The organism is Streptomyces sp. NPDC056231 (genome assembly GCF_048270745.1).
Taxonomy (GTDB): Bacteria; Actinomycetota; Actinomycetes; order Streptomycetales; family Streptomycetaceae; genus Streptomyces.
Genome location: NZ_JBLVKW010000001.1, coordinates 342,683 through 356,661, shown reverse-complemented (window position 1 = coordinate 356,661; position 13,979 = coordinate 342,683). Strand labels below are relative to the sequence as shown.

The window sequence follows — 13,979 nt, the reverse complement described above, 5'->3', positions numbered from 1 at the left end:
TCCGGGGCTCAAGCTTTCTTGTTTTTTTTTATTTTTTTTTTGTGGCCTTTTTTGTTTTGCTGTTGTTCTTTTTTAAATTCCTCTTTACCAAAAAAATTAAAAACCCCGCCGCGGCCATTCTTATTGGGCGCCCCCGCTTCCTGTCTGTGCAGGTCAGTTACGGCCGGCAGGCCAACCAAGGCCGCGGTCGAGAGCCTTCCGGCCGATGCCGGCGGCAGCGCGGGTCGATCCATGGGCGGCTGTTCGATGCGGAGTGCCGGCGCCGGACATCGCCGCACGGCACGCTGTGCGCGCCCCCGCGGATGTATCGGAACCGCGGTGTCCGCGAGCGCGGGACGGTCGTCGGGGCCCAGTCGGATCAGCTCCGGGACGATGCCCGCACAGAGACCGTGGCCCTTGCGGATGTCCAGTGCGCCGCCGGCCTCTCGTCGCTCGGGATGGACTCCTCCATGTCCTGGTGGCCGGGCGCGGGCAAGCGGGAGCACTTCGAGCGTCTCCCGGCCGCAGCCGCCGTTCAGGACACGGGTGGCCGGATCGACCGTGAACGCGGACAGGGCCGACGTGAGGAAGCGGGCCGAGACGTCCGGATGCTTGCAGGCCCCCGGCCCTTGACCGCCGTAGCGGCGGGCGTCTGTCCGGGCCGCGACGGCGCGCTGCGCGTACGTTTCCGCGTCGGACAGCAGCGTCGGGGCGCCGGCGACTCCCGACTTCGCGGCCCGGTCGCGACGGCCGGGCGGCAGGGCGGGTCCGCCGCCGGCGCTCCGATGACGGCAGGTTGCCCCGATAGCGGGCGTTACGCAGGGTAATCCGGGCTTCCCGGACGTTCCGACGTGGATGCTGCGCGCCCCGCCGCCTCGCCGGTGCTCCGGCCGTCCGCCGTCGTCCACGGAGCGGAATCGCCCGGCTGCGCTCCGGGCCCGTGCGGTACCCTGACGCCATGCGTGCCGTACGCCTTCTGCTTAGCGAGCCGCGCTGATCAGTCCCGACCGGTGTGAATGCCTGGTTGGAATCGGCGCGGCGTCCCCTCCTGTGCGAGGGGTTTTTTCGTTTCCGTAAGCGCTGGCAGATGACGATCGATGGAGCTTTGAGGATCATGAGCGAGACGAATTCCGCAGTCGACGTGGCTGCGCCGCACCGCTACACGGCGGCGATGGCCGCCGACATCGAGGCACGCTGGCAGGACTTCTGGGACGCCCACGGCACGTACGAGGCGCCGAACCCGACGGGCGATCTGGCGGGCGACGCGGAGCTGGCCGCCAGGCCGAAGAAGTTCATCATGGACATGTTCCCGTACCCCTCGGGTGCGGGCCTGCACGTCGGTCACCCGCTGGGCTACATCGCCACCGATGTCTACGCCCGCCACCAGCGCATGACCGGGCACAACGTGCTGCACACCCTGGGCTTCGACGCCTTCGGTCTGCCGGCGGAGCAGTACGCCGTACAGACCGGTACGCATCCGCGCGCCTCCACCGAGGCCAACATGGTCAACATGAAGTCCCAGCTGCGCCGTCTGGGCCTGGGCCACGACAAGCGCCGCTCGTTCGCGACGATCGAGGCGGAGTACTACAAGTGGACCCAGTGGATCTTCCTGCAGATCTTCAACTCCTGGTACGACACGGAGGCGGACCGGGCCCGGCCGATCGCCGACCTGGTCGCGCAGTTCGAGAACGGTGAGCGCCCGACCCCGGACGGCCGCGACTGGAGCGCGCTGAGCGCCGTCGAGCGTGCCGGCGTCCTGGGCGAGTACCGCCTGGCGTACGCCTCCGACGCCCCCGTCAACTGGTCGCCGGGGCTGGGCACCGTACTGGCCAATGAAGAGGTGACGGCGGACGGCCGTTCCGAGCGCGGAAACTTCCCCGTCTTCAAGGCCAAGCTGCGCCAGTGGAACATGCGCATCACCGCCTACGCCGACCGGCTGCTGAACGACCTGGACGGGCTGGACTGGCCCGAGGCGATCAAGCTGCAACAGCGCAACTGGATCGGGCGTTCCGAAGGCGCGCGCGTCGACTTCCCCGTCGACGGCGCCGGTGACATCACTGTCTTCACCACCCGCCAAGACACCCTGTTCGGCGCCACGTACATGGTGCTGGCGCCCGAGCACGAGCTGGTGGAGCGGATCATTCCGGCCGCCTGGCCCGAGGGCACCCACCCGGTGTGGACCGGCGGACACGCGTCCCCGGCCGAGGCTGTCACCGCGTACCGCAAGCTGGCCGCCGCCAAGTCCGATGTGGAGCGCCAGGCCGAGGCCAAGGACAAGACCGGTGTCTTCACCGGTGCGTACGCGACCAACCCGGTCAGCGGCGAGAAGGTGCCCGTCTTCATCGCCGACTACGTCCTGATGGGCTACGGCACCGGCGCGATCATGGCCGTACCGGCGCACGACGCGCGCGACTTCGCGTTCGCGCGCGCGTTCGAGCTGCCGATGCGTTGCGTTGTCGAGCCGTCGGACGACCGCGGTACGGACACCTCCACGTGGGACGACGCGTTCGCCTCGTACGACGCGAAGCTGGTCAACTCCGCCAACGACGAGATCTCGCTGGACGGCCTGGGTGTCGTCGACGCCAAGGCGAAGATCACCGAGTGGCTGAAGGCGAGGGGCCTGGGCGAGGGGACCGTCAACTTCCGGCTGCGCGACTGGCTGTTCAGCCGCCAGCGCTACTGGGGCGAGCCCTTCCCGATCGTCTACGACGAGGACGGCATCGCCCACTCGCTGCCGGAGTCGATGCTGCCCCTGGAGCTGCCGGAGGTCGACGACTACTCGCCGCGCACCTTCGACCCGGAGGACGCCGACACCCAGCCCGAGACCCCGCTGTCCCGGAACGCCGACTGGGTCAACGTCACGCTGGACCTGGGCGACGGCAAGGGCCCGAAGAAGTACCGCCGCGAGACCAACACCATGCCCAACTGGGCTGGTTCCTGCTGGTACGAGCTGCGCTACCTGGACCCGAACAACGACCGGCAGCTGGTCGACCCGGCGATCGAGCAGTACTGGATGGGTCCGCGCGAGGGGCAGCCGACCGGTGGTGTCGACCTGTACGTCGGCGGCGCCGAGCACGCCGTACTGCACCTGCTGTACGCCCGCTTCTGGTCCAAGGTCCTGCACGACCTGGGGCACATCTCGTCGGCGGAGCCGTTCCACAAGCTGTACAACCAGGGCATGATCCAGGCATTCGTCTACCGGGACAGCCGCGGCATCGCGGTCCCGGCGGCGGAGGTCGAGGAGCGCGACGGCACGTTCTACCACCAGGGCGAGAAGGTCAGCCGCGTCCTGGGGAAGATGGGGAAGTCCCTGAAGAACGCCGTCACGCCCGACGAGATCTGCGCCGAGTACGGGGCGGACACGCTGCGTCTGTACGAGATGGCGATGGGCCCGCTGGACGTGTCGCGTCCGTGGGACACGCGCGCCGTGGTCGGCCAGTACCGGCTGCTGCAGCGGCTGTGGCGCAATATCGTCGACGAGGAGACCGGTGAGGTCACCGTCGTGGACACCGAGCCCGGCGAGGACACGCTGCGCGCGCTGCACAAGGCCATCGACGGCGTCGGCCAGGACATGGCCGGGATGCGCTTCAACACCGCCATCGCCAAGGTCACCGAGCTGAACAACCACCTGACCAAGGTGGGCGGCCCGCTGTCGCGGTCCGTCGCGGAGCGGCTGGTGTTGCTGGCCGCACCGCTGGCGCCGCACATCGCCGAGGAGCTGTGGCGCCGGCTGGGCCACACCGAGTCGGTCGTGCACCAGGACTTCCCGGTCGCCGACCCGGCGTACGTCGTGGACGAGACCGTGACCTGCGTGGTGCAGGTCAAGGGCAAGGTCAAGGCGCGGCTGGAGATCTCCCCGTCGATCTCGGACGAGGATCTGGAGGCGCTGGCCCTGGCCGACCCGGCAGTGGTCGCGGCCCTGGACGGGGCCGGGATCCGCAAGGTGATCGTGCGGGCACCGAAGCTGGTCAACATCGTCCCCGCGTGACGGTCCGGGTCCAAGGCTGACCGCCCGCTGTCCTACGGCGGTGTGAGGGCTTTCCCCTACGGGCAGGTTGGGGGTTCCGTCGGAACCCCCAACCTGCCTGTTCCGTTTACGGTAGAGGGGCCGGTACTCGGCAGCCGAACCGACATCAAGGGGCGTCATGGAAGCCGTGATCCTGATCCTGGGGCTGCTCTTTGTCGCGCTCATGGCCCTGGGCGTCTATGTGAGCGTCAAGGTCGTCGGCGCGGCGAAGCGCGGCGTCGACCGCACGATCACGCAGGCGCGCCGCACCGTCGAGGACACCGCCCTGCGGGCGAAGAGCTATGGCCAGCCGGGCGTGGCCGGCGAGCTGGCGCAGCTCCGGCTCGCGCTGCGTACGTCGATGCGGGCCACGCAGGAGGCGCTGCGGACAGGGGTGGCCGAGGATGCCTCGCTGTCGGAGTCGCTGGGGCTGTTCCAGCGGCTGAGCGTCCACGGGCGGGAGCTCGACGAGGAGCTGAAGAGGCTGGAGCGAGAGCCCGACCGGGCGACGGTCGCCTCGCTGCTGCCCGGGCTGAAGCAGCGCACGCAGCGGATCACCCACTCTGCGGAGTCGTTGCGGTGGGCCGCGCGCGACCGGGCACGGCAGTTCGCCGACGACGATCTGGCGGCGTTGAACACGCAGATCGACGTGGAGGCGGGGGCGCTGCGGCACTGGACGGTGGAGGAGCCCGTGGAGCCTTCGGCGGGGGCGGACGTCCGTGCCGAAGGGCGGGCCGGCGCCGGTGCGGGGGCACGCCCGGGTGGGGACGGACGGGCGTGGAGTGCGCCGATCGGCGAGGAGGGGCCGGAGGCGCTCACGGCTCGGGATCCTCGGGGGCAGCCGGGCTATCCGTGGCAGAAGACCGCGCGGCCCGAGACGACGAACTGAGGCGGCGGGGCGGACCCGACCGGGGGGCTTCGGCCGCGCGCATGGGCGGCTGCAGGCGGTTCCGGGCACGGCACGTGTGTGGCCGTCGGGACCGGGTGTACACACGCGTATGTCCGTCGGGCCGGGCTCGAACCGACGTGACGGGGGGTGGCAGGATGCGCCCTGAAGTGACCGGATGTGATCACTCGCTCGGGGGCGGACTGCCGAGCCACCGCCCCGGCGGGTAACCTCCCGCTCATGTCCCGCCATGTCGCGATCGTCACCGATTCCACGGCCCACCTGCCGTCCCAGACGATGGAGCGGCATGGCATCACCGCGGTGCCCCTGACCGTCGTCCTCGGCGATCAGGCGCTGGAGGAGGGCACTGAGATCTCGGCCCGCTCCCTCGCGCTGGCGCTCCAGAAGCGCCGGCCCGTGACGACATCCCGGCCCAGCCCCGAGGTCTTCGCCGCGGCGTACCGGGCGGCGGCCGAGGCGGGCGCAACCGGTATCGTCTCGCTGCACCTCTCGGCCGAACTCTCGGGTACGTACGATGCCGCGCTGCTCGCCGCGAAGGACGCTCCGGTGCCGGTACGGGTCGTGGACACCGGGATGGTGGCCATGGCCCTGGGATTCTGCGCCCTGGCGGCGGCGGAGACGGCGGAGGGGGGCGGCAGCCTGGACGAGGCGGTCGCGGCCGCCGAGAAGCGGGCCGCGGGCACCTCCGCGTACTTCTACGTCGACACGCTGGACTATCTCCGCCGCGGTGGACGCATCGGCGCGGCCCAGGCCCTGCTGGGGTCGGCGCTCGCGGTGAAGCCGCTGCTGCAGCTGGACGGCGGCCGCATCGAGCTGCTGGAGAAGGTGCGGACGGCCTCGAAGGCGATCGCACGGCTTGAGGAGATCGTGGTCGAGCGAGCGGGCACGGGCCAGGTGGACATCGCCGTGCACCACTTGGCAGCGCCCGAGCGCGCCGAGCGACTGGCCGAGAGGCTGCGGGTGCGAGTCCCGGGACTGGCCGAACTGCATGTCAGCGAGGTGGGTGCCGTGATCGGTGCGCACACCGGCCCGGGTCTGCTGGGAGCAGTGATTTCGCCGCGCTGATCTCACTCCTGGGAGTGAGCGAGATATCCACCACGGGTCGGTTGTCCACCGGATAAGGGCCTGTTCAGCGGGTTCGCGCAGATGTGCCTAGCGTCGTGAGGCATGGCTCCCCGATCACATCGTGCAAGCAGCGGAAGTGGACCCGGCCGCGCTGCGGCCTCGGACGTGCGGGACCGACGCAGGCCCGGTGCGGGCCGAGGCGTTGATCCCGGGCCCGGTCCTGGACCCGGGCGGCGACGGCCTTCGCGCGGGCGCGCCGCCGTGGTCGCTGCCGCTTCGCGGCGGCGTGCGGACGCGCTCATGGCGGGGGCGTACGGAGGGCGTGCGGACCGGTCGGTGGCGGGGTCGGCCCCAACCCCGGACACGGCCTCCGCACCGGCCCCGGCAGTTCCTCGTCGGGGGAGTGCCGCGCCGTCCGACGAGCCGGCGCGGGTGTTCGACCCGGCTCCGGCTGCGCCGGGGCGGTGGGAGCGGATGGTGCCCGCGGTGCGGGAGCGGCTCCCGATGTGGCTGCGACTCAGGTGCGGTCTGGAGCCGAGAACCCTTGCCGCGCTCACCGTCGTACTGGTCGCTGCCGCAGCCTTCGCGGCGGTCCACTTCTTTTCCGTACGGCCCCAGGCCGTCCGCCCGCCCGACCCGGTCAAGGAGCGTGCGCACGCCCCGACACCGGACCCGATGACGGATCCCGTCCATAATCCCGAACCGTCACCCGGACCACCGGCCACCCCGGGACCGGACGGGCGGATCGTCGTCGACGTCAGTGGCAAGGTGCGACGGCCGGGCATCTACCCCTTGCCGTCCGGAGCGCGGGTGGCCGACGCGCTGCGGGCGGCGGGCGGGGTCCGGCCGGCCGTGGACATCACCGGACTCAACCGGGCACGGGTGCTGCTGGACGGGGAACAGATCGTGGTCGGTGCGCCACCCGGCGCACTCGTCTCCGGTGCCACGGGCGGCGCCGGTACGGGCGGCCCTGGTGGCCCGGCGGCCGGGCCGGTCAGCCTCAACAGCGCAACCGTGGAACAGCTGGACACCCTGCCCGGCGTCGGTCCGGTCCTTGCCCAGCACATCCTCGACTACCGCACGCAGCACGGCGGCTTCCGTTCCGTCGACGAACTCCGTGAGGTCAATGGGATCGGCGACCGCCGGTTCGCCGATCTTCAACCGTTGGTACGGCCATGACCCGCCCACACGTACCACCGGACGTCCATACGGCGTCGGGCCGACGGCTCGGCGCCTCCGACCCGCGACAGGAGGGCCCGGTCGATCTGCGACTGGTTCCGCCGGCCCTCGCGGCCTGGGCCGCCGCGGCGCTCGCCGTGGGTGCGCCGTGGCGCTGGACGGCCGCAGGGACGGCGCTCTGCCTCGTCGCCGCCCTGGTGCTCCTCGGCCTCTCCCGGGCCTCAACGACCCGCGCGGCGCGCGCTCGGCCGGCTGACCACCGGGAGTGCGAGGACGGTGAGGGCAGCGCGGGACGCAACGGTCACAGGCTCCATGCCACCGCGGCGGCCGCGGTGCTGCTCTGCGCGGCGGCCGGAGCGACGGCGGCGGGCCTGCACGGCGCGGACGCACGGCAGGGGCCCGTTCCCGGTCTGGCCGACCGTTTCGAGAGGGTCGAGGCGGAGGTGACGGTCACGTCCGACGCACGCCGGACCCGCCCCCGGGTCCAAGGCGATCACAGCACCCCGGCCGCCCTCCTCCTGGACGCCGAGATCACCGGGCTCACGGCACCCGGCGGCGCCCACACCCGTCTCCGCACCCCGGTGCTGCTGATCGTGTCGCCCTCCGGTTCGACGGCGCGATGGGAGCGGCTGCTGCCGTCCACCAGGCTGCACGTGAGCGGCCGACTCGCGCCACCGTTGCACAGCGGACAACGCAACGCCGCGGTCCTGCGTCCGGACGGCAAGGGCCCGCCTCGTGTCACCGGGCCGCCGACTCCTCTCCAGCGCACGGCGGGCGAACTGCGCGCGGGCCTGCGACGCGCGACGGACGGGCTGGATCCCGATGCGCGGGCGCTGCTCCCGGGGCTGGTCGTCGGCGACACCTCCAGGGTCACCCCCGAACTCCACGAGGCCTTCCAAGCAGCCGACCTCACGCACCTGATGGCGGTCTCCGGTGCCAACCTGGCAATCCTCCTCGTGTTGCTCATCGGACCGCCCGGCGCCGCGCTCCGGGTCGAACGCCGTGGTCTGGCAGCCCGGTTGGGTATCCCGCTGCGGATGACCGCGCTGCTCGGCGGCGGACTCACGCTCGCCTTCGTCCTGGTGTGCCGACCGGAGCCCAGCGTGCTGCGCGCCGCGGTCTGCGGACTGATCACACTGCTCGCGATCGGTACGGGCCGCCGCCGCTCGCTGATTCCTGCACTCGCCGCTGCCGTTCTGCTGCTCGTGCTGTACGACCCGTGGCTGACGCGCAGTTATGGCTTCGTCCTTTCCGTGCTGGCGACCGGCGCCCTGCTCACGGTCGCCCCGCGATGGAGTGCCGCGCTGCAACGGAGGCGGGTGCCGCCCCGGCTCGCGGAGGCGCTGGGTGCGGCCGCCGCGGCGCAGGCGGTGTGCGCGCCCGTCGTCGTGGTGCTCGCCTCGCGGGTCAGTCTGGTGGCGATTCCGTGCAACCTGCTGGCCGAGTTCGCGGTGGCGCCCGCCACCGTCCTCGGGTTCGCCGCGCTCGCCGCGGCACCGGTGGCCATGCCCGTGGCCGAGCTGCTCGCCCGGATCGCGGGCTGGCCGGCCGGGTGGATCGCCTCCGTGGCCCGCACCGGTGCGGCGCTTCCCGGGGCGGAGATCGACTGGCCCGACGGCTGGCGGGGAGCGCTCCTGCTGGCCGCCCTCACGGCTCTGGCGGTGCTCTCCGCCCGTCGTATCGCGCGTCACCCATGGGTCTGTTCGGCTGCCGCGCTGCTGCTTGTCCTCGCGGTGCTGCGCCCGGTGCCGCTCACCCGGGTGCTGACGGGATGGCCACCACCGGGCTGGGCGTTCGTGATGTGCGATGTGGGTCAGGGCGACGCCATGGTGCTTGCGGCGGGGGACGGCGAGGGAGTGGTGATCGACACCGGGCCCGATCCACGCCTGGCCGACCGCTGCCTGCGTGACCTGGGCATCACTCGGGTTCCGCTCCTGCTGCTCACACACTTTCATGCCGATCACGTCCGAGGTCTGCCCGGCGTGTTGCGGGGCAGAGCGGTCGGTGCGATCCAGACGACGAGTCTGGACGAACCACCGGACCAGGCGGCGTTCGTACGCAGTACAGCCGCTGCGGCGCGGGTCCCCCTGGTACGGGCGACTGTGGGAGAGCGCCGCCGCATCGGCACGCTCGACTGGCGAGTCCTGTGGCCGGCGGGAGGCGCGACGGCAGGTCCCTTACCGGAAGAGCCCAACGACGCCAGTGTCGCGCTGTTCGTCCGGACCGGCGGACTGAGCCTGTTGCTCCTCGGTGACCTCGAACCTGCTTCCCAGCAAAGGCTGTTGCGCCAGTACCCGGCGCTCCCGCGGGTGGACGTTCTCAAGGTCGCCCATCACGGATCCGCCCACCAGGACCCGGCGTTGCTGCGCAGTGCGCGCCCGCGGCTCGCCCTGGTGAGTGTGGGCAGGGACAACCCGTACGGGCACCCGGCGGCCCGGACCGTCGAGGCGCTGAGGGACGGGGGAGCAGTAGTGCTGCGCACGGACCTGGACGGCGCGATCGCGGTGACGGGTGCCGGGTCGCGGCTGAGGGCGGTCGGGCGCTCATGACCACCATCCGGCCGACCGCGCACCGTCCGAACCCGCCGTGGCCGACCGCCGCCCGTCCCCGCTGCCTCTGCCCGATCGCCTGGCGAGGTGCCGCATCTGACGCCGCGCGCTGATCCACCAGGGATGACGGCACAGCCCTTAGCGAGAGCGGGCCATGCCGCACCTCGGTCGGTGGTCCTAGGACCACCGGCTCATGGCGTGCCGCAGGGCTCCCGGACAGACTTCGGCCATGGACCCGCAATCGCCGCAGACCGTCGACGCGTACCTTGACCGCATCGGCGCCCACCGTCCCGCACGTCCCGACGCCGCCGCTCTGCGCGAGCTGCAGCTGCGACACCTCACCGCCGTGCCCTTCGAGAACCTGTCGATCCATCTCGGCGAAGACATCGTGCTGGACGAAAGGGCGCTCCTCGACAAGGTGGTGGGTGCCCGGCGCGGCGGGTTCTGCTACGAACTCAACGCGACCTTCGCCGCGCTGCTCCGGGCCCTCGGCTTCCGCGTCACCCTTCTCCAGGCCCGCGGCTACGGGGACGACGGACGGCTCGGCATCCCGTACGACCATCTCGCGCTGCGTGTCGAGACCGACGACAGCACCGGCGCCTGGCTCGTCGATGTCGGCTTCGGCGACCATGCGCGCCAGCCGCTCGCACTCGACGACCGCACGGACCAGGAGGATCCGAGCGGTACGTTCCGGATCCGGGAGACGCCCGACGCCGAGAACAGCGACGGCGCCGGGGCAAGCGCCGCGGGCGCCGCCGGAGCCGGTGCCGGGGATCTCGATGTACTGCGCGACGAAGCTCTGCAGTTCCGGCTGGATCTGCGGCCCCGCGCTCTTGCGGACTTCCGGGCAGGCGCCTGGTACCACCGCACCTCGCCCGACTCCCACTTCACCCGGTCCGTGGTCTGCTCCCGGCTCACCGATGAGGGCCGGGTCACGCTGAGCGGCCGCACGCTCGTTACGACGGTGCGTGGCGAACGCCGCGAGGTACCGCTCGCCACGGACGCCGACGTGATCGACGCCTACCGCGAACACTTCGGGCTGCGTCTCCACCGGCTGCCCACGGTCCATCAGGTTGAGAATTTCGGACGCAACAGCTGATGCACATAAGCGGAGCATTCAATTCGGACCTTCGGTAACACCTACGCCCAAGCCCTTTCCAGTCCCTCCGTTTGCCTCGAACGCCTCAAGAGTGATCGAATGCATGATCGTCGGCGGGCCGCTGCTCCGACAACGACGTCCAGCCGTACGGCCCCAAGGTGAATCTCCCCCGGGGGTACGTGAAGATGTTCGGCCGTTGGCTGGGAAGAAAAGACGCAACGGGTGCGGCGCAGGGAAACCCGCTCGCGGGACTCGCGGTGCCGCGCACCGCGGGAGTCCTGAGCTGTCGCGTCCTTGATCCGGTCAACGAGGCTGTTCAGCAGGCTGAGTTCGTCGTCACGGACAGCGCGGGCCGCAAGGTCGTCGGCGGTGAGACGGACCCCTTCGGGAACGTCCTCGCCGCCGTACCGGCAGGTGACTACCGGCTGGCTGTCACGGCCGAGGGCTTCACCCCGTTCCACGGTTCGGCCACGGTCTCCGAGAGCGGCCACGCCGGGCTCGGGGACGTCATGCTCCAGGTGGCCGCGCCCCCGCAGCTGCCCGACCCCGGTGAGTGGGAGATCGAGCCGAACCACTCGCAGATCGGCTTCACGGCCCGCCATATCGGGCTGGCCCGTATTCATGGCCGATTCAACACATTCGCAGGTGCGATACGGATCGCCGACCGCATGGAGGATTCCGCCATGCACGTGATCATCGATGCCTCGTCGATCGACACCAACGTGCAGATGCGCGACGACCATCTGCGGTCCAGCGACTTCTTCGACGTCGGGCGCTATCCGACGATGGAGTTCTACAGCGACCGTTTCGTTCACCGGGGCGGCAGCCGCTGGGGCGTGAGCGGCGCGCTCACTCTTCACGGCGTCAGCCGTACCGTGATGCTGGACACCCAGTACCTCGGCGTCGGCAACGGTGTGGAAGGGGAGACCAGGGCCGCCTGCCGGGCCACCACCGAGCTGCACCGTGAGGACTTCACTCTCACCTGGCAGACCATGCTGGCCCGCGGTATCGCTGCCGTCGGTTCCAGCATCGCCATCGACATGGACATCCAGATCGTGCCCAAGGGCTGAGCCCCGGGGGGCGCTGCGGCCGGGGCCGCCGCTGCCGGGTGGTGTCCGGCGGATCAGGGTCGGACAGTCCTGGGGCGTGTTTCGAAAGTCCCGCTCGCAGGCGTCCGGTCTCGGTCAGAGGCGCATTACGGTGGGACACGAAGACTTCCGTACGGTGCAGTCCTAGACAGCTCCACCACACCGGAGGTCTTCGCCATGATCAAGCCCTGCGAGTGTCAACAACGCTCGTGATCAATATATTTAGGGCGCCTCAAGCCAGCCCTCGTACTCCGCCGCCAGCTCGTCGAGTGCCGAGGGTTCGAGCCGGCCGTCCGCGTCCTCCACGACCACCAGCCATTGGGCGTCCTCCGCGTCGTCCTCGCCGGCCAGCGCGTCGCGTACGAGCTGAGGTTCCTCGGCGACTCCGAAACGGTCGGCGAGCTCCCCGGCCACCTCCTCCGCGGTATCGCGGTCGGGCAGCACCAGTACATGTCTCACATCGCTCACCTGCCCATTCTCCGGTACGGCGACGGGTGCGCGGAGAGGCGTCGAAGCCGGGCTGTCAGAGGGGCGTGGGATGCTGGACGGCGATGGCCACCAGAAGGAATTCCACCGACGATCCGCTCGCCCCCCTCACGCTCGCCGTGGGCCAGGAGGACCTCCTCCTCGACCGTGCGGTGCAGCAGGTGGTGGCGGCGGCCCGCGCGTCCGACGCCGACACGGACGTTCGCGACCTCACCTCCGACCAGCTCCAGCCGGGCACCCTTGCCGAGCTCACGAGCCCGTCGCTCTTCGCCGAGCGCAAGGTGGTGATCGTGCGCAATGCGCAGGATCTTTCCGCCGACACGATCAAGGACGTCAAGGCATACCTCGACGCACCGGCCGAGGAGATCACGCTCGTCCTGCTGCACGCGGGCGGCGCCAAGGGCAAAGGGCTGCTGGACGCCGCGCGCAAGGCGGGTGCGCGGGAGGTCGCCTGCCCGAAGACCACGAAGCCTGCCGAGCGGCTTTCGTTCGTCCGGTCGGAGTTCCGGGCGCTGGGGCGCTCCGCGAGCCCCGAGGCATGCCAGGCGCTCGTCGACTCCATCGGCAGCGATCTGCGGGAGCTGGCGAGCGCGGTGTCGCAGCTGGTCGCGGATGTCGAGGGCACGATCGACGAGGAGGTCGTCGGGCGCTATTACACCGGTCGTGCGGAGGCGTCCAGCTTCGCGGTCGCCGACCGGGCGGTGGAGGGGCGGGCCGCGGAGGCGCTGGAGGCACTGCGCTGGTCGCTGTCGACCGGGGTGGCGCCGGTGCTGATCACCAGTGCGCTGGCGCAGGGCGTACGGGCGATCGGCAAGCTGTCCTCGGCGCGCGGTGGCCGGCCTGCGGATCTTGCGCGCGAACTGGGCATGCCGCCGTGGAAGATCGACCGGGTGCGGCAGCAGATGCGGGGGTGGACGCCGGACGGGGTGGCGGCTGCTCTGCGGGCGGTCGCGGATGCGGATGCGGGCGTGAAGGGCGGTGGGGACGACCCCGAGTACGCCCTGGAGAAGGCCGTGGTCGCTGTTGCGCGGGCGGCGCGGGCCGGGCGGCGCTAGGAGCTGTCGTCACACCCCCTGGAGCGGTGAGGCGCGGTGAGTGCCGGGCGGCCGACGTGTTGCTCCCGATCGCCGGGCGTGCTCGACGCGACCGGCATGTCCGGGCACGCCGAAGGCCCCGGCTGTCGCTCTGGGGAGAACGACGGCCGGGGCCTCGGTTTCACGCTTCATGCGCCGCACCCGCGTGGCGAACGCAGGTTCGGTGTGCGGCGCGGGGGCCGGGCAGGGGCGGGAGAGAGGGCCCGCTGGTCCGTTCCGGCGGTTACATCAGAAAGCTCAGCCCTGGAGGGCGGCAACCTTGGAGGCCAGCGCCGACTTCTTGTTGGCGGCGGCGTTCTTGTGGATGACGCCCTTCGAGACAGCCTTGTCGAGCGCGCGCGAGGCGTCGCGAACGGCCGTGGTGGCCTTCTCGACGTCGCCCGCAGCGGCAGCCTCACGGGCCTTGCGGATCGCGGTCTTGAGCGAGGACTTGACGGCCTTGTTGCGCAGGCGCGCCTTCTCGTTCGTCTTGTTCCGCTTGATCTGGGACTTGATGTTCGCCACGAAAGAGCCTTTTCAGGTTCGTT

11 protein-coding genes are annotated in these 13,979 nt (G+C 70.9%); 8 read left to right on the top strand and 3 right to left on the bottom strand.

The features are described 5' to 3' along the window. Window positions 1–8: 8 nt before the first annotated feature. A complete protein-coding gene (locus ACNPQM_RS01585) occupies window positions 9–485 on the bottom strand; it encodes a ferredoxin (RefSeq protein ID WP_418082589.1) in 477 nt (158 codons plus the stop codon). 608 nt (window positions 486–1,093) lie between these two features. On the opposite strand from ACNPQM_RS01585, the gene leuS reads away from it, so the two are divergent. The 7 genes from leuS to ACNPQM_RS01550 all read left to right on the top strand — a co-directional run bounded on the left by leuS (window position 1,094) and on the right by ACNPQM_RS01550 (window position 11,854). Further along, complete coding sequence (gene leuS / locus ACNPQM_RS01580) at window positions 1,094–3,967, top strand: leucine--tRNA ligase (RefSeq protein WP_418082513.1); 2,874 nt, start codon at window positions 1,094–1,096, stop codon at window positions 3,965–3,967. A 157-nt stretch (window positions 3,968–4,124) separates the two neighbouring features. Then, window positions 4,125–4,874, top strand: a complete 750-nt coding sequence (locus ACNPQM_RS01575; RefSeq protein WP_358859070.1) for a hypothetical protein — start codon at window positions 4,125–4,127, stop codon at window positions 4,872–4,874. Window positions 4,875–5,111: 237 nt separating this feature from the next. Continuing rightward, the gene (locus ACNPQM_RS01570) at window positions 5,112–5,957 is read left to right on the top strand and encodes a DegV family protein (protein WP_418082512.1); all 846 of its coding nucleotides are present in this window, start codon (window positions 5,112–5,114) and stop codon (window positions 5,955–5,957) included. 102 nt (window positions 5,958–6,059) lie between these two features. Then, a complete protein-coding gene (locus ACNPQM_RS01565; protein WP_418082511.1) occupies window positions 6,060–7,136 on the top strand; it encodes a helix-hairpin-helix domain-containing protein in 1,077 nt (358 codons plus the stop codon). Beyond that, window positions 7,133–9,685, top strand: coding sequence for a ComEC/Rec2 family competence protein (locus tag ACNPQM_RS01560; RefSeq protein WP_418082510.1), 2,553 nt, complete (start codon window positions 7,133–7,135; stop codon window positions 9,683–9,685). The genes ACNPQM_RS01565 and ACNPQM_RS01560 overlap by 4 nt, the downstream gene beginning before the upstream one ends. Before the next feature lie 229 nt (window positions 9,686–9,914). Further along, window positions 9,915–10,784 carry an arylamine N-acetyltransferase family protein gene (locus ACNPQM_RS01555; RefSeq protein WP_418082509.1) on the top strand — a complete coding sequence of 290 codons (870 nt, stop codon included), beginning with the start codon at window positions 9,915–9,917 and terminating at the stop codon, window positions 10,782–10,784. Window positions 10,785–10,969: 185 nt separating this feature from the next. After that, window positions 10,970–11,854, top strand: coding sequence for a YceI family protein (locus ACNPQM_RS01550; protein ID WP_418082588.1), 885 nt, complete (start codon window positions 10,970–10,972; stop codon window positions 11,852–11,854). Window positions 11,855–12,094: 240 nt separating this feature from the next. Here ACNPQM_RS01550 and ACNPQM_RS01545 read toward each other — a convergent pair whose 3' ends face one another. Continuing rightward, on the bottom strand, window positions 12,095–12,340 hold the full coding sequence (locus ACNPQM_RS01545; RefSeq protein WP_358859075.1) for a hypothetical protein: 246 nt from the start codon (window positions 12,338–12,340) through the stop codon (window positions 12,095–12,097). A gap of 83 nt (window positions 12,341–12,423) precedes the next feature. Here ACNPQM_RS01545 and holA point away from each other — a divergent pair, with 83 nt between their 5' ends. Beyond that, entirely contained in the window at window positions 12,424–13,413 is a 990-nt protein-coding gene (holA, locus tag ACNPQM_RS01540; RefSeq protein WP_358859076.1) for a DNA polymerase III subunit delta, read from the top strand. A 276-nt stretch (window positions 13,414–13,689) separates the two neighbouring features. Here the strand turns inward: holA and rpsT are convergent, their stop codons facing one another. Continuing rightward, window positions 13,690–13,956 (bottom strand): 30S ribosomal protein S20, encoded by a 267-nt coding sequence (gene rpsT / locus ACNPQM_RS01535; RefSeq protein ID WP_030921110.1) that lies wholly within the window; start codon window positions 13,954–13,956, stop codon window positions 13,690–13,692. Window positions 13,957–13,979 lie beyond the last annotated feature (23 nt).